Below are 19,818 nucleotides of genomic sequence, written 5' to 3'. Positions count from 1 at the left end.
ACCTGTAGCCATGCATCTACGGGCGTTGTACGTCGTGCTTGTGGCGAGAGGAGCCGTCCCCGCCGGGTGTGCAGCAGTCGTTGCATGAGGACCGCTGTGCGCCTTCAGGGCGCCTCTCCTAGGCTTGTGCATTCCGAGCCGGTTTTCAACGCCGCATGAACGAGTATCAAGGCTTTTCAAGCAGAGCCTGACAGGGCCGGGCACCGCGGCCTCTATGAATTCATCGCATTCAGAGTCAACAGCCTTGTATCCGGCTGTCTATTGCAGGAGCAAACATGACCCGTCCAAAGAAAAACACGCCGCCGCCCGTTATCGAGGCTTCGCGGATTCGTGAAGGGCTGCCTTTTCCCCTCGGCGCGACCTGGGATGGCCTGGGGGTCAACTTCGCGCTGTTTTCAGCCAATGCCACGAAGGTCGAACTGTGTATCTTCGATGACACCGGCGAGGTTGAGCTCGAGCGCATCGAGCTGCCGGAGTATACCGACGAGATCTACCACGGTTACCTGCCAGACGCTCATCCAGGGTTGATCTACGGCTACCGGGTCTACGGTCCGTACGATCCCGAAAACGGCCATCGCTTCAACCCCAACAAGTTGCTGATCGATCCCTACGCCAAGCAACTGGTGGGCGAACTCAAGTGGTCCGAAGCCCTGTTCGGTTACACCATCGGCCACCCCGACGGCGACCTGAGCTTCGATGAACGGGACAGCGCCCCGTTCGTGCCCAAATGCAAGGTCATCGACCCGGCCCACACCTGGGGGCACGACCATCGCGTCAGCGTGCCGTGGGACAAGACCATCCTGTACGAAACCCACGTGCGCGGCTTCAGCATGCGCCATCCCTCGGTGCCCGAGCACTTGCGCGGCACATTCGCCGGGCTGATGGTGGACGATGTGATCGACCACATCCGTAAACTGGGTGTCTCGTCCGTGGAGCTATTGCCCATCCACGCGTTCGTCAACGACCAACACCTGCTACACAAAGGCATGACCAATTACTGGGGCTACAACAGCATCGCGTTCTTCGCCCCGGACCCGCGCTACCTGGCCAGCGGCAAGATCGCCGAGTTCAAGGAAATGGTCGCCCACATGCATGAGGCCAACCTCGAGGTCATCCTCGACGTGGTCTACAACCACACCGCAGAAGGCAACGAGCAAGGCCCGACCCTGTCCATGCGTGGCATCGACAACGCCTCCTATTACCGGCTGATGCCCGACGACAAGCGCTATTACATCAACGACTCGGGCACCGGCAACACCCTGGACTTGAGCCACCCCTGCGTGTTGCAAATGGTCACTGACTCCCTGCGCTACTGGGCCACGGAAATGCACGTGGATGGCTTCCGCTTCGATCTGGCGACCATCCTGGGGCGTTATCACGACGGCTTCGACGAGCGTCACAGCTTCCTCGTCGCCTGCCGCCAGGACCCGGTGCTGCGTCAGGTGAAACTGATCGCCGAGCCTTGGGACTGCGGCCCCGGTGGCTACCAGGTGGGCCGTTTCCCGCCGGGCTGGGTCGAGTGGAACGACAAATTCCGCGACACGGTTCGAGCCTTCTGGAAAGGCGACGATGGCCAACTCGCCGACTTCGCCAGCCGCATGACGGCCTCGGGAGAGATGTTCAACCAGCGCGGGCGGCGCCCCTACGCTTCGGTGAACTTCGTCACCGCCCATGATGGGTTTACGCTGCACGACCTGGTGTCGTACAACGACAAGCACAACGAGGCCAACGACGAAAACAACCAGGACGGCAGCAACAATAACCTGTCCTGGAACCATGGCGTCGAAGGCCCGACGGATGATCCGCAAATCAACGCATTGCGCCATCGCCAGATGCGCAACTTCTTCGCGACACTGCTGTTGGCCCAGGGTACGCCGATGATCGTCGCCGGTGACGAGTTCGCCCGGACCCAGCATGGCAACAATAACGCCTATTGCCAGGACAGCGAGATCGGTTGGGTCAATTGGGACCTGAGCGAGGACGGCGCCGCGCTGCTGCAGTTCGTCAAGCGCCTGATCAAGCTGCGCCTGGCCTATCCGATCCTGCGGCGTGGACGCTTCCTGGTGGGTAATTACAACGAGGATATCGGCGTCAAGGACGTCACCTGGCTGGCACCGGATGGCAGTGAAATGACCGTCGAGCATTGGCAGGACAGCCATGGTCGCTGCCTGGGCATGCTGATGGACGGCCGTGCCCAGGAAACCGGTATCCGCCGCAAGGGCGGTGACGCGACACTGCTGCTGGTGGTCAACGCACACCATGACATTGTCAACTTCCGTCTGCCGGAGGTGCCCGAAGGCAGTTTCTGGACCTGTATGGTGGACACCAACCAGCCAACCATTCGAGGCGAGGAGCGTTTCGACTTCGATGCCGAGTACTCCGTGACAGGACGCTCGCTGCTGCTGTTCGAATTGCAACGGGAGGAGCAATAGCAGCGCTGACGATAAGAAAAGTTACAGAGGCCAAGCACACCGCAAGGACGCGGTGTTGTGGGCTCATGCAGTCCAGTTCCGACGAAAAACTGCAGTTCAGATACACAAGTGACGCGACGAATCGACCGTCATGGTCAATACTTCACATGCGGTCGATTCCAGGATCGGAGTACCGCGGATCGCAGCCTGGCCGTTAGCGGCATCATCGCGCAGTGAGTTCGATGCATGGCTGAAAGATTGAACATAACAAGGATGTCCTCATGAAACATGCCTCTCGCTTGCAAGGCCGGCAACACCCGCAGATATGGAACAGCGCGCCCCAACTGGCCGACATTCCCATCATCAGTACCCAGACACTGGTCCCCGCAGGTGCCCGCGCCGTCATCCTCGCGCCCCATCCCGGCGATGAGATCGGAGCCTGCGGCGGACTGCTTCAACTTCTGAGCAATCTTGACCAGCCTCTGTTGCTGATCTCGGTCACCGACGGTGAGTTCAGCCATCCGGGGTCCCCCTTGTGGACTGATGAGCGTCTGCGCATCTACCGCCCCCATCCCCAGGAAAGCGTGGACGCCCTGCATCGCCTGGGCATCTCGGTCCAGGGCCTGCAGTGGGTACGAGGCGGCTTCACGGAAAAGACCCTGTGCGACCATGAGGCGCAGTTGACTGCCTTCATCGGTCATTACCTGAGGCCGGGCGACGTGGTGTTCAGCACCTGGCGCCAGGACGGCGACAGCGACCACGACACCGTCGGCCGCGCCGGGGCGCTGGCGGCTGAAAGCGTCGGGGCGACGTTCAACGAGCTGCCTGTATGGGCCTGGCACTGGCCCGTTCGCGAACAGGGCAGGATTCCCTGGCACCGGGCACGCAAGCTGCGACTGGACGTCTGGACCACCGCCCGCAAGCGCCACGCCATGCATGCCTACGCCAGCCAGCTCAACGGCGAACCGGCCACCGGTATTTCTCCGCTGGTGCCTCGGGTCATTCTGGATCGCATGGGGTTGCCCTATGAAATTGTCTTCATCTGAAACCACCACCTAAAAATCCGGAACTGCCGCAGCCGCCATCAGTCGCATGAACAGGCACCTCTGATTCAGGAGTGAACGTGACTCGAGATCCCGACTGGCGGGCTGTCGAATCGGTGCCGTTGGACACGCCGGTGGCGGTCCATCGGCTACGGGTTCTTACCGTCAATACCCACAAGGGTTTCACCGCCCTCAACCGTCGCTTCATCCTGCCTGAGTTGCGCGAAGCAGTGCGCAGCACTGGCGCAGACCTGGTATTCCTGCAGGAGGTACTGGGCGAACATGACCGCCATGCGTCGCGCTATGACAACTGGCCCCAGACCTCCCAGTATGAGTTCCTCGCCGACAGCATGTGGAACGACTTCGCCTACGGCCGCAACGCGGTGTACCCCGATGGTCATCATGGCAATGCATTGCTGTCCAAATACCCGATCCGCCAGTTCCGTAACCTGGACGTCTCCATCACCGGCCCGGAACGACGTGGGTTGCTGCATTGCGTGCTGGACGTGCCGGGCCATGCCGAGGTGCACGGAATCTGCGTGCACTTGAGCCTGCTGGAAAGCCACCGGCAACTCCAGCTCAAGCTCCTCTGCCAGTTGCTCGAATCGTTGCCCGAGCATGCCCCGGTGATTGTCGCGGGGGACTTCAATGACTGGCAGCTTCGCGGCAATACCGCCCTCGCCCGTCGTCAGTACCTGCATGAAGCTTTCGAACACCACCATGGGCGTCCGGCCAGAACCTATCCGGCCCGTTTCCCACTGCTGCGCCTGGACCGCATCTACTTGCGCAACGCCACCAGCCATGCCCCACAAATCCTGGGCAACAAGCCCTGGACGCATTTGAGCGATCACTTGCCGCTTTCGGTGGAAGTGCATCTGTAGTTTCGGACGTTATTCGGATTCATCGCGCTTGACCTGTAAGTTCTGACAGTAGCGACGGCAGTTGATCGTTGCTAGGGTGCCAATCCATACAGCGCGCGTTGCCAGGCCAGAGTGCCAGCTGTTGTGCAGCCAATGCTGATACCGGCATTCCAGGAATGCCGATGCAGAGGGATAGCACATGAGCCTGCGCGATCATGGATTCAATCGGCTGTTCTACATCCTGGGGATCTCGACGCCGTTCCTGTTCCCCGTTCCGAGTGCCCTGGCTGCCTGCACACTGACGCCAACGGCAGGTGACGACAGCTACGTCTGCGACAGTGGGACCAGCCCCGGCCTGACCGATCTTTCAGGCAACAACCGCCTGACGATGCCCGCCAGCGGCAGTGGCCTTATCCAGGGCGACGTGACCTTTGACGACGGCGAGGATCACATCGAGATCCACGCCAACAGTGTGATCGACGGCGACGTGAGCCAAGGCTCGGGCACCGACGACTTCCTCATGACAGGCGGTCGGATCCTGTCCCTGTCCCAGGGCGATGGCCTCGACACGTTCTCGATGACTGGCGGCACCATCGTCGATGCCTTCGAAGACGGCGACATTGCCCGCATGAGTGGCGGCACCATAGGCCGGGTCGACATGAAACTCGACGATAACCTTTTCGATATGTCGGGCGGCCAGATCATCGGCAATCTGGTGACCGGCTTCGGCCAGGACACCATCATCCTCTCTGCGGGACGCATTGGCGGCAATGTCAGCGTCAGCGGTGGCAACGACAGCATCACCGTGAGCGGCGGCGAAATTATCGGCCAGGTCCGGGCCAGTGCCGGTGATGACCGGCTGGAGTGGAGCGGCGGGCTGATCCACTCGGCCATCCTGATGGGGGATGGCAGCGATACGGCGCTGCTGCGTCGACTTGAGGAAACAGGACTCGCGGTCACGCCCAATCTGGACGGTGGCCTGGGGCAGGATGTGCTGACGTTCGAAAACACAACCTCCGCCACGGGCGCACGCTACCTCAACTGGGAGGACGTCAATCTCACCCAGGGCTCACGCCTGGACCTGGGGGACACTCTAGTATTGGGCGACAGCATCACGGGCCTGGGAAAACTCAACATCGATGCCAGCAGTGTGCTGACTTCCACCGAGGGCAGTCTCGCGCCATTTACCGCCGGCCAACGGGTGACCCTCAACAACGCCGGGACGGTGGACCTCACCCAGGGCAATACCCGCACCGGCGATACGCTGACCGTCCAAGGCAACTATGTGGGCAATAATGGACAACTGCGCCTGCAGACAAGGGTCGGCGCGGACGACTCACCCAGCGACAAACTGGTGGTCAATGGCGGGACACTCACTGGCAATACCGCCATCGCTGTTGTGAACCTTGGAGGCGCGGGCGCATTGACCACCCGGAACGGCATCGAACTGGTACAGGCCCAAGGCGGGGCAGTCAGCGACAGTGGAGCGTTTTCGCTGGCGAACTCGGTGTCGGCCGGTGCGTTCGACTATCGCCTGTTCAAGGGTGGCGTGACCGGTGACGGCGACAGCTGGTACCTGCGCTCGACCGTGGTTGCAGGACCAGTACCCGCGCCCAGCCCCGGCTTGCCTGCCTTGCCCATACCCGCGCCTGGGGCAGCGCCGATTCCTTTGTATCGCCCGGAGGTCCCCACCTGGTCGGTCTTGCCTCCGGCGGCAGCGCAACTGACCCTGATGGCCCTGGGTACTTTCCATGATCGCCAGGGGGACCAGCGCCTGCTCACCGAAACCGGCGCGTTCGGCGCGGGTTGGGGGCGCGTCTATGGCAAGGATCTGGATCAGACCTGGGCCGGTACGGTCTCCCCTCGGTTCGATGGGTCGATCAAAGGCTTCCAGGTGGGCAACGACCTCTACAGCGCACCGCTGTCCGGTGGACAGACCCACCGCATCGGCTTCTTCGTCGGCCATACCGAACTGAACGGTAACGTCGATGGCTTCAATCAAGGGTTCAAGGAGCGGCGTGCCGGCAAGATCGAACTCGACGGCGACAGCTATGGGCTTTACTGGACCCTCACCGCTCCCACCGGTGGCTACGTCGATGCAGTCGTGATGGGCACGCGACTCAACGGCGACAACCGCTCCGAACGCGGCCTGAAGATCGACAATCGCGGACATGCACTGACCCTGTCGGCAGAGGCCGGCTATCCCTTCGCGGTGACCACCGACTGGGTGCTCGAACCCCAGGTCCAGCTCATCCACCAGAAAGTGTCCCTCGACACTCAGGATGACGGGATTTCCAGGGTGGAGTTCGATTCGGACAGCGCCTGGACGGGCCGTCTCGGGGCTCGGCTCAAGGGTCGCTATCAAGTCAGCGGCCTGCCAGTGGAACCGTATCTGCGTGCCAACCTGTGGCACACGTTCTCCGGCTCCGACTCGGTCACGTTCGACAACGCCGAACGGATCGAGACCCAGCAGCGCGCCTCCACCGGCGACCTGGGCGTTGGCGTCATCGTCGGCCTCGCGCCCTCGGTCAGCGTCTACGCCAATGCGGACTACAGCAATAACCTCGATAGCAATCAGCAACGCGGCGTGGCGGGAAACCTGGGTCTGCGGGTCAGCTGGTGAGGAGAAAATGCGTTCGCGCGGTAATTTTTTGACGCCCAACTAACGTCTATTATCACGATATAAATCAGCCAGTTACAAAGATTGATTTCACATTGCCACTCGTCGTCCAGTTTCTTGACGCGACGGCTTCGGTCTTCTTGACTACACCGTACTACCCCCGGAAACACAGTCAGGGGCAGGCCTCTGGAACCCGCAACAAGTATCAAGGCTTTTCGTACAGAGCCTGGGGCGGGACGCCCGAGACTTGCCTCAATCCATTCGGTCGCCCCTCATTCGGGGTAGGAGAGACGCCAGGCGAGAAATGCATGCAATTGCAAGGCAGACCCCCATGAAAACCTCCCACCGCCCACAAGAGATCGCCACCGCTTTCTACACCGTATCGACGTCGCTGCTGCTGTGTTCATCCATGGAAGCACTGGCCTGGCCTGCCGAGCAATCAGCACCCACCTGGTATGACCGAACAAGCCCCGGCAGCCCGAATACCGCGCTTATCAACACCGATCCCGCTTCCAACAAGAGCCCTGCGCTGTTCACTCTGCGTAACGACAGCGGTCATACCCAACGCATGGGGCTGATCAGCGAACAGCACTCGCTCATAGGCAACGCCGCAGGTACATGGGTGACACCCGCCATGGCCAGACAGGGCAAAGATACTTTGAACCTGCAAGGGACGAACCTGGGTGCCTACTGGAGCCTGACCGGCCCCGCCGGCTGGCATGTCGACCTGAGCGCCAGCGGCGGCCGGGTCAGCGGTTACAGCCGCAACGAACAAGGCCAGCGCCAGGCCACCGAAGGCGACGCCGTCACGCTGTCGGTCGAAGGCGGCTTTCCCATCGGCATCAGCGAGAACTGGGTGGTCGAACCCCAGGCGCAACTGATCAATCGACGCATCACCCTCGATACTGCGCACACCGCAGATAATAGCGGCAATGAGCTGAGCACCTGGAGTGGCCGCGTCGGCGCACGCCTCAAGGGTCGTTATCAAGTCAACGGCCTGGGCGTGGAGCCCTACGTGCGGACCAACCTGTGGCACACCGTCCAGAGCGCAGACACCTTGACCCTGGATAAAGTCGACAAGATCAGCAGCAGCCGCAAGTCCTCGACCGTCGAAGTCGGTCTTGGCCTGGTCGCCCGGGTCACACCGGTGGTGAGCCTGTATGTCAGCGCCGACTACAGCAGCGACGTCGATGACAACGACCTCAATGGCGTCATCACCAGCCTGGGTGTGCGGATGCGTTGGTAAAACGACGTGCCGGGGCCGGCGGAGGTACAGCGCCGCCAGCCCCTGCGCCACAATTGCACCCTGCCCCCTTAAAAACTCCCTCCAATAAGGCGTATAACCCTGTATTGATCATTTGCCATCAGCCCATGGCTCATTTCACTCAGGGAGTAACGACATGGACACAGCCAACCTTCTCGCCAACCTGTTTCCCGGTGCCGTAGACATTCCCCAGGCCTACCGCCTCGAAGGGCGGATCGAGCAACGCGAATACCTGGTCGATGGCGTGCTGAAAACCTGGCAAGGGCCGCTGGCCGTGGTGCGCAGCCCCGTGTATCTGGCCGGCGAACAAGGTGACGAGCAGGTGATACTCGGCAGCACTCCGCTGCTGGATGCCGAAACCGCCCTCACCGCTCTGGACGCGGCTGTCCGCGCTTATGATCGCGGCCAGGGCCAGTGGCCGACGATGCGCGTTGCCGAACGAATCCGTCACGTGGAGAGCTTCCTGGCACGCATGCGCGAGCAACGCGAAACAGTGGTGAAGTTGCTGATGTGGGAGATCGGCAAAAACCTCAAGGACTCGCAGAAGGAATTCGATCGTACCTGTGACTACATTGTCGACACCATAAATGCCCTCAAGGAACTGGACCGCCGCTCCAGCCGCTTCGAACTGGAACAGGACACCCTTGGCCAGATCCGTCGCGTCCCTCTGGGCGTGGCGTTGTGCATGGGGCCTTACAATTACCCGCTGAACGAGACCTTCACCACATTGATCCCTGCCCTGATCATGGGCAACACAGTGGTGTTCAAGCCGGCTAAGCTCGGTGTATTGCTCGTGCGCCCGCTGCTGGAAGCTTTCCGCGACAGTTTCCCGGCGGGGGTGATCAACGTGATCTACGGCAGCGGCCGGGAAACCGTCAGTGCATTGATGGCCAGCGGCAAGATCGACATCTTTGCCTTCATCGGGACCAACAAGGCGGCCAGCGACCTGAAGAAACTGCACCCGCGTCCGCACCGTTTGCGTGCCGCGCTGGGCCTGGACGCGAAGAACCCCGGCCTGGTCCTGCCGGAAGTCGACCTGGACAATGCTGTCAGCGAGGCACTGACCGGCTCGCTGTCGTTCAACGGCCAGCGCTGCACTGCATTGAAGATCCTGTTCGTCCACGAGGACATCGCGCCGGCCTTCATCGAAAAATTCAATGCCAGGCTCGCCGCCTTGAAACCGGGCATGCCGTGGGAAGATGGCGTGGCGTTGACGCCACTGCCGGAGACAGGCAAGGTCGATTACCTGCACTCGCTCGTGGCTGACGCCGTGGCCAAAGGCGCCGCCGTCATGAACGCCCACGGCGGCGAGTCCCGCAGCTCATTCTTCTACCCGGCGGTGCTCTACCCGGTGAACACTACGATGCGGGTCTACCACGAGGAGCAATTCGGCCCGGTGGTCCCAATCGTGCCATACCGCGACCTCGATACCGTGGTCGACTATGTGCTTGAGTCCGACTTCGGCCAGCAACTGAGCATCTTCGGCACCAACCCGGCCCAAGTCGGCAGGCTGGTGGACACCTTCGCCAATCAGGTCGGGCGTATCAACATCAACGCCCAGTGCCAGCGTGGCCCGGACACCTTCCCGTTCAACGGTCGGAAGAATTCGGCCGAAGGCACGCTGTCCGTTCACGACGCGCTGCGCACCTTCTCGATCCGTACCCTGGTGGCGACCAAATTCCAGGAGAACAACAAGGCACTGATCAGCGACATCATCCGGGAGCGTGATTCGAACTTCCTCACCACCGACTACATCTTTTGATCCGCATCAACGGTGCGTGACTGCAGGGCCGGGCGGTGAATCCTGGAGCCCCAGCCCTGCTGCATGCCGGCGGCCGCCAGCAGGATCGCTGCCACGCCCAGCCATTGCAGCGGTTCAAGGCGATGGCCGAAGGCGAACCAATCCACGAAGATCGCCGCAATGGGGTAGATGAAAGACAGCGCGCCGGTGATGGCCGTCGGCAGTCGCTGGATCGCGCTGTACAACAACACGTACATCACGCCAGTGTGAACCATGCCAAGGGTCACCAGGCTGGCCCAAGCCTCGAGCTGTTGCGGTATGGCCGAGAGGTTAGCCCAGGGTGCCAGCAGCAATACGCCGGTACTGACCTGGATCAGCGCGATCAGATGCGGTGGCGTACCGCTCAGGCGCTTGATGATCAGCGCGGCGATGGCATACAGCAACGCCGCACCGAGCGCCAGGGCGATACCTGCCAGATAATCGTCACCGCCCTGCCCTTGCTCACCGTGGGCGCTGACGATTGCCAGCATTCCAAGAAACGACACTGCCAGCCAGAACAGCTTTTGCGCGGTAATCTTTTCTCCCAAAAACAGCGCGGCCAGGCCCACCAGCATGAATGGCTGTACGTTATACACCGCCGTGCCGATGGCAATCGAAGCGCGGGAGTAGGACGCGAACAACAACACCCAATTGCCAACGATTGCCACGCCGCTGAGCACCGCCAGCAGGAAAGTCGTGCGGCTCAGGATGTCCCGGCGCAGGAATCCAAAACCGGCGCAAATCATCAACAAGGTGGCGGCGCCGAACACGCAACGCCAGAACACCACATCCAGCACCGGCAGGCCGGACACCAGCACGAACCAGCCGATGGTTCCGGAAATCAACATGGCGGCGGTCATTTCCAGCGAACCGCGACGTAAGGTCTTGTCCATCTTCAGGCTCCTTCAGCAAGTGAGGCACAGTATGCCGGGCCATCCGCAGGCTTCTCCATAGCGTGAAAAAGGCTAAACTGCCTTTCGACCTTTTTTATCAAGGCAAGATCGAACATTCACCTAACGGAGCCTGTATGACCGACGACATCGACCAGATCCTCATCGCTGCCTTGATGGAAGACTCCCGCCTCTCCCTCAAGGCCCTGGCGAACCTGAGCGGCCTATCTTCCCCCAGCGTCGCCGAGCGCCTTCGCCGACTCGAAGAGCGTGGTGTACTCAGGGGATACACCGTTGAGGTTGACCCGAAAAGCTTCGGCTACCAGCTCCAGGCGATTGTGCGCATCCGCCCGCTGCCGGGGCAGTTGCAAGAGGTGGAGCGGCAAATCCAGGCCATCGCCGAATTCACCGAGTGCGACAAGGTGACCGGCGATGACTGCTTCATCGCCCGACTCCACGTCCGCTCCATGGAGCAACTCGATACCGTCCTGGATAAGCTCAACGTGCTGGCCGAAACCAATACGGCCATCGTCAAGAAGACGCCGGTCAAGCGACGCTTGCCGCCGATGAACTGAGCGCAATCGCAGATTTCGTGGACGAAAAAAAGCCCGCCGAAAAGGCGGGCTTCCAGTGTGACAGGGCGATCAGTCGTCGCGGCCCATCAGGCCAAACAACTGCAGCAGGCTGACGAACAGGTTGTAGATCGACACATACAGGCTGATGGTCGCCATGATGTAGTTACGCTCGCCGCCGTGGATGATGGCGCTGGTCTGGTACAGGATGCAGACCGACGAGAACAGCACGAAACCGGCGCTGATTGCCAGCTGCAAGCCGCTGATCTGGAAGAAGAAGCTGGCCAGCGTCGCGCCCAGCAATACAAAGAAGCCAGCGGTGATGAAACCGCTCAGGAAACTCATGTCCTTGCGGGAAACCAGCACGTAGGCCGACAGCCCACCGAACACCAGTGCGGTCATGGCGAACGCCGCGCTGACCAGCTCGGCTCCACCCTGCATCTGCAGATAGCGGTTGAGGATCGGGCCGAGCAAAAAGCCCATGAAGCCGGTCAGCGCAAACGCCGACACCAGGCCCCAACCCGAATCACGAAGTTTGTTGGTCAGGAAGAAAAGGCCGTAGAAGCCGATCAGCACCACGAAGATGTTCGGGTAGCCGACACGCATCTGTTGGGCGACATAGGCCATCACACCGCTGAAAGCCAGCGTCAACGCCAGCAGGCCATAAGTGTTGCGCAGGACACGGCTAACCTCTAGCTGCTCGGCCTGCACGCTGTTGTTCACTGCGTAATCCTGTTCGCGCATGGCGACACTCCTCCGGTTTTGAAACATTCAGTGGCAAGGATCATAACAGACGCTCTGTAACAAGCTACGTAGAGAGTTTGACAGTGTGTTTCATTCGGGTATTATGGCGCCCGCAATGCAATACGGAGGTGTGGCCGAGTGGTTTAAGGCAACGGTCTTGAAAACCGTCGACTGTAACAGGTCCATGAGTTCGAATCCCATCGCCTCCGCCATATTCATACGTTAGAGCCCTGATTATTCAGGGCTTTTTCGTGTCTGACGTTTGGAAAAAGATCGCAGCCTTCGGCAACCCTACAAGGAAAGAAAAAGTGACCAGCAAGACCATCAGCTCCCTCGTTGCGGCCATCCTGGGTTTCATCCTGTTATTCGTAGTCTTCGGCAGTTGGTACACGGTCGACGAAACCGAGCGCGGTGTATTGCTGCGCAACGGTGCGCTGGTCGGGGTGGTAGAGCCCGGACTGTCATTCAAGATGCCCATGATCGAATCCGTCCGCCTGATCAGCATCCAGAGCCAGGTCACCTCCTATGACGACCTCCAGGCCTATAGCAAGGATCAGCAATCCGCCGAGCTCAAGGTCTCGGTCTCCTGGCATATCGCGCCTTCCGATGTTGCGAAGGTCTACACCCAGTTCAAGGACCTCGAAGGCATCCGGGACCGGATGATCAGCCGGCAGGTGCCTACGCAGGTGGAAAACGTCTTCGGCAAGTTCAACGCCGTCGCCGCCGTGCAGAACCGCGTCCAGCTCGTCAACGACATTTCCACCGCTATCAAATCGACCATTACCGGCCCCGTGATCATCGACAGCGTACAGGTCGAAAACATCGACTTCAGTGACGCCTACGAGAAGGCCATCGAAGCGCGCATGGCGGCTGAAGTCCAGGTCAAGACCCGCGAGCAACAACTCGCCACCGAACAGGTCCAGGCTCAGATCCGCGTCACCCAGGCCCAGGCGGAAGCCGATTCGCAAGTCGCCCAGGCCAAGGCAGACGCCCTGGCCACCGAACTTCGCGGCAAGGCCGAAGCCGAAGCCATCAAGGCCCGGGCCCAGGCCCTGGCCAGCAACCAGAACCTGGTGGAGCTGACCAAGGCCGAACGCTGGAACGGTGTGCTGCCGACCACCGTCCTGCCCAGCGGTGCGCTGCCCTTCATCGACACCCGGGCCGACAACCGATGACCCCGGCGGCGCGGCCTGCCCTGGCCGCGCCCCCCCCTCGCAACACGGCTGTCCGCTTCGTTAGCGCTACACTGGCTTGAGTGACGATCCGAATCCAGCGTCAGCAGGGAGCTCAACGTGTACCCAGGCCAAGACCGACCAACGCGACAATTACCCCATCAATACCGCCTCGCCCCATCGCATCAAGCCCCCGAGAACCTGCCTGCCTCAGGTACCTGCCGCCTTTTCCGACCACAGCCCTGAACAGGAGTCCCCTGTGACGACACTGATCCAGAAATACAAGTGGCCTGCCCTGCTGGCTGTCGCGCTGCTGATTTTCTCGGCCTTGATGTTCTTCCTGATCAAGTCCTACACCTACGACACAACGACTTATTTCGAGTCCCGTGATTTCGTCCGGCAGCTCAAACAATCCGACGCCAACTGGAACGTCAAGATCCTGAGAAAGAAAATCGGGGTCAACAACGATCTGTCGTTAAGCCCCCCACCTGACCTGGACCATAGATGGCAGCAGCTGGAGCAACTCAACAGCACCGGTCCGCTGGCAACGCTCTGGGCCTCCAGGCGCCAGGGCTATGTCGAGGCGGTGAAGAACAAGACCGCGCTGGTAGATGAGTTCGAGCAACACAACACAAGCTTGCGCGCTGCCCTGGACGCGCTGCCGACAGCAGAAGACGAGATTCAGAACCTGCTGGGCGAAATGAACGGCCCAACCGCATCGAAACGCTCGACTGCCGCCAATATCGTCCTCGATCTAACACTGACGACCTTGGAATATGCGCTCTATGTCACGGCGGACAAAGCTCAGGAATTACAAGGCCAGCTAACCGAACTGGACAACTACATCCATCAGTTGCCCGCCGCACAGCAGTCGCCCTTCATCACACTTACACAGCATGTCAGGACCATTATCCAGGAACAGCCCATCGTCAACGATCTGCTCGAGCGTATCAGTGTCATTCCCGTCGCCCAGGGACTCGATAACATCAATGAGCTATTGAACGAGACACAACGCCGGACCGCCGCAACGGACCGGCAATACCATATTTACCTCGCCGTATGCGCCAGCCTGATGGCGTTGCTGATGATCTACCTTGCCGTGCGACTGGTTCGCAGCTACGCCGTCATCAACCAGATCAACCATCAGTTGCAATTGTCCAACGACCGGCTGGAGGAGCGCGTGGCAGAACGCACCCGCGAGCTGATGGAAGCCGAACGTGAACTGGTGGAGGCCGCTCGAATGGCCGGCATGGCGGAGATCGCCACGAATGTCTTGCACAACGTCGGGAACGTCCTCAACAGCGTGAATATTTCAGCGGAGCTGGTGACTCGCAAGCTCAAGAACAGCAGGACGCAGGGACTGGGAAAAGCGGTCAGGATGATGAATGAACACGCCGAGGATCTTGGCCAGTTCATCACGCATGACGAGAAAGGCAAGTTGCTGCCCCGCTACTTCAACGAGTTGGTCGAGTCCATAGCCGCCGAGCAGACACTGCTCATCGAGGAACTGGCGCAACTGACCAAAAGCGTCGATCACATCAAGGAAATCGTCACCACCCAGCAGACCTATGCCGGGGCTGCGAGACTGATCGAACCGCTCAACGTCGGCGAGCTGTTCGAAGACGCGTTGCGCATGAACTCGGGAGCGCTGAGCCGGCACCATGTGTCCGTCATCAAGGATTACCAGGACGCCCCGACGATCATGGGCGACAAACACCGTTTGTTGCTGATCCTGATCAACCTGATCAGCAACGCCAAGTTCGCCATGTCCAAGGTCAGCGACCATCCACGGGAGATAACCCTGGGGATACGAATCGTCGAAAACACCACGCTATGTCTGAGCGTCAAGGATCGCGGTGAAGGGATTGCGCCTGAAAACCTGGCCCGCATTTTCAACCACGGCTTCACTACCCGTAAGGATGGTCATGGGTTCGGTCTGCACAGCTGCGCGCTGGCCGCCGTTGAAATGAACGGGCGTTTGCTTGTCCATAGCGATGGACCGGGGCAAGGTGCCTTGTTCACATTGGAGATCCCGCTGGAGTTGGTGGAAGCCTGAGCCTCGGGGGTGGATGACAAAGGTCAGCCAGCCTCGACATCCGGGGTGACTGGCGATTGTCATCGCGGACAAACCAGGCTCCCACAGGGACCAGCGGGTTATTTATCGTTCACAGTCCGAACGCGGCGGCTTTTCCTGGCCGGCAACGCGGCGGCATATGCCAGCGCCTCTTCACGCGAAGCGAAGGAACCCAACCGATCAGCCTGAGTACACACTCTCCAGGGTCCACTGTTCACGCTGAGAACGTCATAGCCGTTGATGTGCATTTTCGTCAGCATCGCGGTACTCATCGTTACCTCCTTGGGTAAACCAGGGTTACGTCCACAGCCTACCTTACACTCAGTTCGCGCCGGAATGCTGACCGGGCGTCGCGACATCACTTGATGCCGAAGCGCCACACAGGTCAGTGCGCGTTCGAGTCCCATATCCAGTTCCACAGGCCCGGCAAGCGCACAGGTTGACCCGCTTCCCTTACGGTACGGGCCATGGCCGCTCGTTCAAGCGCTTGGCGATCGTCATAAAAGGGCTTGGCATCGGTCCTCACGCCAGTGGCGCGGGCGCTGTCGAGGAGGATTTGCAGATACTCACGAGCATGTCGAGCGGTATAGCGATTCAGGTCGTGGAACGTCACCACCACCGGGATCACCCCGTCCACCACCGGCATCTGGCCGGCGGCGATGCGCTCGCGTACCTCAGAAAGCTGGCGCACCATATTGATTCGCCGCCGCGGGCTGGCGGTGAATCCCCAGACCTTGCCGTCGTTGGCACTCAAGTCAGTGAGCAACACGTGCATGCCATGTCGCTGATAGGCCGCGAAGGTACGCCTGTCGTAACTCCAGAACGGCGGTCGTACCAGCGTCGGAGCGGCGCCGGCAATCGCAGCGATATCGGCCCCACCGTTGACGAGGGATTGCTCCAGCTCGTCGGGATCCAGGAACCGGTGATTGGTATGCCAATGGGTGGCCGTATGGAAGCCCAGTACGTGGCCCTCACGCTGCTCGCGGTGCATGACCGAGCGCCCGATGTCGCTGTCGCCGGCACGCGGAGCACGGGTCTGTACGAAAAACACTGCCTTGATTCCAGGCTGCACCGGGTTATGTGCCAGGGCGTCCAACACATCCAGGCTCGGGTTCCAGAAAGACGATGCACTGGGTCCGTCATCGAACGTCAGCAGGAAACGGATCGGGGGTTGCGCACGCAGGCGTTGTTCGGTTTGGGGCGTCAACTCGATGGGCGCTCCGATGCACCCCGACAAACCGCAAGCAAGAACCGCAATGACCAACGCCCAAGCGATATTCCTCATGTTTTACCTACTTATTAATACTGCATAGCCTCGCCTTTGATCCCTGGCCCAGGGTGCCGAAGCCCACCTTGGAGAAGGTTAACCGTGTTTGGTTCCACACAGCGAACGCTATCGATGCGCTTCGCTTGCCGTCACTCAATCGCGCTGTCTAGCCCGCCTTTTTCCGACCGCCTGGAAATCCGATGGAATTTTCCGGACGCCTCCGCATCCATCCGTATAGAACTAAATTAGGGAGGATTTATGGGCGGGCCATCGCTTTACATCATCGACTACATGCTCCATGGCGAACCGAAGTCATTCATCATTCGCGCCGAAGTGATGAATAACTCCGAGGCTTGGCATTGGGCCAGTTGCGACGCGGGTGTCGGGCGCATCCCCAAATTCGGGAGAGAAAAGGTCAAACGGGTCACCAAACCCCTTGCGGAGAAATACGGCATCACGGACGTGCGCTGGCGTGCGAGCGTCGCGCCGAGCTGGATCAAGGAATCCGGCTGACCCCACGAACCGGTCTCCGGCGCACCGGCTGTCCAGTCGTGCGCCGGAACCTGCGGCACAACGCCAATAACTCAACTACGCTTAATCGACAGTACGACCCGCCTACCGCGGGCTTCGTGCTGCCTGAACAACTCTGAAAACGGAGGTGCGACATGTCAGAGAAAGAGTCCATCACCACCCTGCTCACCTTGCTGGACTCGCGTCAGGCCCGATTGACGGCCGCTTGCAAGGAAATCGCCGACTGGGTCGACCACCACGGCGGCCATCCTACCGCCGTGCGCATCCGGGACCGGCTCAACGACATCGAAAAGGATGCTCCGTCGATCCAGCACGCTTTGTCATCGCTCAAGCCTGTCGAACCACCCTTGCCCAAATTCCGCTAGTGTTACGCGTCAGACGCGCGCTCTCCTGAGTTCTGTCGATTGAAACCGATGGAACGCGGCGGTTTTTTGCCCCTCGATATTGAAAAGGTGCAAAAAAACGCAAAAAGGAGATTCATCATGAACGCCAAAGTCCTGCTGCTGTGGGTGGCCTGCTCGAGTCCCACCGTCGTGATGGCGCAAGGTTGCGATGTCATCACCCGATCACAAAGCCAATCGGTGTCGGAAATCGAAACCCGTAGCTGCTATGAATACAAAGGCGTCCCCGCCGAAGCCATCGGTTGGTCGTGCAGCAACGAAAGCAAGGGAACCCTGAGCACGAAGAAAATGCCCGTCGAACGCTGCGCTGCAGGCTATGTGGCGACATGCGAGGCCAGGCTCACCCAGGAAGCCCTGGCCAATCCGCGTTCGACCAGCAAGGACGCCACGGGCGGCTCCGCCAACATCCCCGACAACGCCCGAGTCACCTGGTACTACTACGGTGCCGAGCACGTGCAGCAAGCGCAAAAAGACTGCGAAACCAACGGTGGACGCTGGCAGAACCGCTGATACGCCTGCACTAACCTTTGCTGTGCTCCGGCGACGACGGCCCTTCCTTGATGCCCCGCGGCCCGGCCACGCCCCAGATGATCAAGCCCAATACCGGTAGAATGATCAGCAAAAGGGCCCAACCGGCCTTGGTGCCGGCCGATTTGTCGCTGCGAAAGACACTGACGATCGCCCACAGATCCACGAGCAGCAAAAGCACCGCAACGGCAATCCAGAAATAGCTGGCTAACTCAGACATGGCCCAATCCTCGTGTGGAGTCTATGGATTAGGCATGGGCACTCCGGGACCGTTCAAAGAATCTGCCCTTGCTGGCCTGGGCCATTAGGTAGAGCGCTCGTTCAGATAACCGACCCATTGCTCATAGGCTTCATGCTGACGCCTGACAGCCTCTTCCCAGGCCGTCCCGGTCATCTGGTGCGCGCAAATGAGCGACATCATTTCCGATGTCGCCGCCTCGAGCTCCACTAGAAGCTCATGGGATTTGATCTTGAAGTCTTCAACAGTGGTCATCTGGCCTCTCTCCCCACTGCCCAGGGTGACTATCCACACAACATGGATACCGTTTTTCCCATCTGATTCATTTTAGGCGATGGCCGGTCAGCCGATGTATGTGACACCAGAGACTCAGACGAAATGCGCAACCACAGCCTCATGGATTGAAATCAATGTCAGTCTTTCCCGCCTGGCCGCGGTCGTACGGATAAGGAGCCGGAAGATCGTTGGGCTTGCCAACGAGACCCGCGCCTTATGTTTCAGTTATATTCCATTTTTATGACAACCATTGCCGGACGAGCCCATGAAAATTCGAGCGACCGTCATCTGCCAGGAAAACCGCCAGATCCTGTTGGTCCGCAAACCCAACAGCCGCTGGGCACTACCGGGCGGAGCCGTCGAGCGTGGTGAAACCCACGCCGGCGCCGCAGTCAGGGAGCTTGAAGAAGAAACCGGCCTCGGGGCCGAGAATGTGCTTTATCTGATGCGTATCAACGATGGCGACACTGAACATCATGTCTTCGAGATTTCGGTCAGCGATAGCAGTGCGGCCAGGCCGCAAAATGAAATCAGCGATTGTTTCTGGTGCCCGCTGGATACCCTGGCACACGTGCAGATGAAGAAAGGAACACGTGAGATTCTGGAGGCGTTTCGGCGGCGGTTGTAACGTTCCCCACCAACAAATCGGCAAACAAAAAGGGTTGCATGAGAAACCTCATGCAACCCTTTGTTTTATATGGTGCCCGAAGCCGGAATCGAACCGGCACGCCCTTACGAGCGGGGGATTTTAAGTCCCATGCGTCTACCAGTTTCGCCATTCGGGCGGTAGCGCGGTCAGGCTTCGTGGCGTTGTCGGATGGTGGATCTGACAGGGTCGAAGCCGGTGCAACAGAAGGGACGAAATATATACATCCCTCCCCAACGAAGCAAGGTCGCTCATGCCTTTCGAGACAAAAACCTTCATTGCTGCGTAAATAAAAAAGCTCTGTAAATCAAAGATCTACAGAGCTTTTTAAAAGTGGAGGCCGAAGTCGGAATCGAACCGGCGTAGGTGGATTTGCAATCCACTGCATAACCATTTTGCTATTCGGCCTCAGTACGCTTGATGTAAATGAAACCATCAACCGTGTACAAACCTGATCAGGAGCATTTAGCCTGCTTAAAAGCGCTAACTCCTTGAAAACAT

General features: G+C 59.8%; 19 protein-coding genes and 3 tRNA genes. 14 read left to right on the top strand and 8 right to left on the bottom strand.

The features are described 5' to 3' along the window. The first annotated feature begins 275 nt into the window (after positions 1-275). The 6 genes from glgX (at position 276) to EGM97_RS05585 (ending at position 9,960) form a co-directional block, all read left to right on the top strand. Positions 276-2,432, top strand: coding sequence for a glycogen debranching protein GlgX (glgX, locus tag EGM97_RS05610; protein WP_238962967.1), 2,157 nt, complete (start codon positions 276-278; stop codon positions 2,430-2,432). Positions 2,433-2,692: 260 nt separating this feature from the next. Beyond that, the gene (locus EGM97_RS05605; protein WP_238962966.1) at positions 2,693-3,457 is read left to right on the top strand and encodes a PIG-L deacetylase family protein; all 765 of its coding nucleotides are present in this window, start codon (positions 2,693-2,695) and stop codon (positions 3,455-3,457) included. Between the two features lie 77 nt (positions 3,458-3,534). Then, positions 3,535-4,335, top strand: a complete 801-nt coding sequence (locus tag EGM97_RS05600) for an endonuclease/exonuclease/phosphatase family protein (RefSeq protein WP_238962965.1) — start codon at positions 3,535-3,537, stop codon at positions 4,333-4,335. Between the two features lie 178 nt (positions 4,336-4,513). Further along, positions 4,514-6,937, top strand: coding sequence for an autotransporter family protein (locus tag EGM97_RS05595; RefSeq protein WP_238962964.1), 2,424 nt, complete (start codon positions 4,514-4,516; stop codon positions 6,935-6,937). A gap of 328 nt (positions 6,938-7,265) precedes the next feature. After that, the gene (locus EGM97_RS05590) at positions 7,266-8,180 is read left to right on the top strand and encodes an autotransporter domain-containing protein (RefSeq protein ID WP_238962963.1); all 915 of its coding nucleotides are present in this window, start codon (positions 7,266-7,268) and stop codon (positions 8,178-8,180) included. 154 nt (positions 8,181-8,334) lie between these two features. After that, positions 8,335-9,960: an NADP-dependent glyceraldehyde-3-phosphate dehydrogenase gene (locus tag EGM97_RS05585; RefSeq protein WP_238962962.1), complete on the top strand. Its 1,626-nt coding sequence runs from the start codon at positions 8,335-8,337 to the stop codon at positions 9,958-9,960. Here the strand turns inward: EGM97_RS05585 and EGM97_RS05580 are convergent. Beyond that, the gene (locus EGM97_RS05580; protein ID WP_238962961.1) at positions 9,948-10,871 is read right to left on the bottom strand and encodes a DMT family transporter; all 924 of its coding nucleotides are present in this window, start codon (positions 10,869-10,871) and stop codon (positions 9,948-9,950) included. The two genes, EGM97_RS05585 and EGM97_RS05580, sit on opposite strands and share 13 nt — an antisense overlap. Positions 10,872-11,005: 134 nt before the next feature. Between EGM97_RS05580 and EGM97_RS05575 the strand changes: the two genes are divergently transcribed. Then, positions 11,006-11,443 carry an Lrp/AsnC family transcriptional regulator gene (locus tag EGM97_RS05575; RefSeq protein ID WP_238962960.1) on the top strand — a complete coding sequence of 146 codons (438 nt, stop codon included), beginning with the start codon at positions 11,006-11,008 and terminating at the stop codon, positions 11,441-11,443. A 69-nt stretch (positions 11,444-11,512) separates the two neighbouring features. Here the strand turns inward: EGM97_RS05575 and EGM97_RS05570 are convergent, their stop codons facing one another. Then, complete coding sequence (locus tag EGM97_RS05570; RefSeq protein ID WP_238962959.1) at positions 11,513-12,184, bottom strand: Bax inhibitor-1/YccA family protein; 672 nt, start codon at positions 12,182-12,184, stop codon at positions 11,513-11,515. A 124-nt stretch (positions 12,185-12,308) separates the two neighbouring features. Here EGM97_RS05570 and EGM97_RS05565 point away from each other — a divergent pair. The 3 genes from EGM97_RS05565 to EGM97_RS05555 all read left to right on the top strand — a co-directional run bounded on the left by EGM97_RS05565 (position 12,309) and on the right by EGM97_RS05555 (position 15,412). Further along, positions 12,309-12,396: transfer RNA gene (locus tag EGM97_RS05565), tRNA-Ser, on the top strand. Positions 12,397-12,492: 96 nt separating this feature from the next. After that, a complete protein-coding gene (locus EGM97_RS05560) occupies positions 12,493-13,359 on the top strand; it encodes an SPFH domain-containing protein (RefSeq protein WP_238962958.1) in 867 nt (288 codons plus the stop codon). Between the two features lie 256 nt (positions 13,360-13,615). Further along, entirely contained in the window at positions 13,616-15,412 is a 1,797-nt protein-coding gene (locus EGM97_RS05555; RefSeq protein ID WP_238962957.1) for a DAHL domain-containing protein, read from the top strand. A gap of 98 nt (positions 15,413-15,510) precedes the next feature. Here the strand turns inward: EGM97_RS05555 and EGM97_RS05550 are convergent, their stop codons facing one another. Continuing rightward, positions 15,511-15,702, bottom strand: a complete 192-nt coding sequence (locus tag EGM97_RS05550) for a hypothetical protein (RefSeq protein WP_053151000.1) — start codon at positions 15,700-15,702, stop codon at positions 15,511-15,513. Positions 15,703-15,815: 113 nt separating this feature from the next. Beyond that, a complete protein-coding gene (locus EGM97_RS05545; RefSeq protein WP_238962956.1) occupies positions 15,816-16,715 on the bottom strand; it encodes a polysaccharide deacetylase family protein in 900 nt (299 codons plus the stop codon). Positions 16,716-16,955: 240 nt separating this feature from the next. On the opposite strand from EGM97_RS05545, the gene EGM97_RS05540 reads away from it, so the two are divergent. From EGM97_RS05540 to EGM97_RS05530, 3 genes are all read left to right on the top strand, one after another. After that, the gene (locus tag EGM97_RS05540) at positions 16,956-17,210 is read left to right on the top strand and encodes a DUF6555 family protein (protein WP_041022040.1); all 255 of its coding nucleotides are present in this window, start codon (positions 16,956-16,958) and stop codon (positions 17,208-17,210) included. Positions 17,211-17,362: 152 nt separating this feature from the next. After that, positions 17,363-17,593, top strand: coding sequence for a hypothetical protein (locus tag EGM97_RS05535; protein ID WP_238962955.1), 231 nt, complete (start codon positions 17,363-17,365; stop codon positions 17,591-17,593). Between the two features lie 117 nt (positions 17,594-17,710). Beyond that, complete coding sequence (locus tag EGM97_RS05530) at positions 17,711-18,139, top strand: hypothetical protein (protein ID WP_238962954.1); 429 nt, start codon at positions 17,711-17,713, stop codon at positions 18,137-18,139. A gap of 10 nt (positions 18,140-18,149) precedes the next feature. Here the strand turns inward: EGM97_RS05530 and EGM97_RS05525 are convergent, their stop codons facing one another. Both EGM97_RS05525 and EGM97_RS05520 read right to left on the bottom strand, forming a co-directional pair. Further along, the gene (locus EGM97_RS05525) at positions 18,150-18,377 is read right to left on the bottom strand and encodes a PLD nuclease N-terminal domain-containing protein (RefSeq protein ID WP_047698619.1); all 228 of its coding nucleotides are present in this window, start codon (positions 18,375-18,377) and stop codon (positions 18,150-18,152) included. Positions 18,378-18,461: 84 nt separating this feature from the next. Next, positions 18,462-18,650, bottom strand: coding sequence for a hypothetical protein (locus EGM97_RS05520; RefSeq protein WP_238962953.1), 189 nt, complete (start codon positions 18,648-18,650; stop codon positions 18,462-18,464). Between the two features lie 286 nt (positions 18,651-18,936). Here EGM97_RS05520 and EGM97_RS05515 point away from each other — a divergent pair, with 286 nt between their 5' ends. Continuing rightward, positions 18,937-19,299 carry an NUDIX hydrolase gene (locus EGM97_RS05515; protein WP_238962952.1) on the top strand — a complete coding sequence of 121 codons (363 nt, stop codon included), beginning with the start codon at positions 18,937-18,939 and terminating at the stop codon, positions 19,297-19,299. A 70-nt stretch (positions 19,300-19,369) separates the two neighbouring features. Here EGM97_RS05515 and EGM97_RS05510 read toward each other — a convergent pair. Both EGM97_RS05510 and EGM97_RS05505 read right to left on the bottom strand, forming a co-directional pair. Beyond that, positions 19,370-19,456: transfer RNA gene (locus tag EGM97_RS05510), tRNA-Leu, on the bottom strand. A gap of 195 nt (positions 19,457-19,651) precedes the next feature. Then, positions 19,652-19,725, bottom strand: a tRNA-Cys gene (locus EGM97_RS05505). Positions 19,726-19,818: the final 93 nt, after the last annotated feature.

Source organism: Pseudomonas sp. AF32 (assembly GCF_022342325.2).
GTDB classification, from domain to species: domain Bacteria; phylum Pseudomonadota; class Gammaproteobacteria; order Pseudomonadales; family Pseudomonadaceae; genus Aquipseudomonas; species Aquipseudomonas uvaldensis.
Note: the sequence above shows the minus strand (reverse complement) of the source record. Positions and strands in the feature narration are given on the sequence as shown.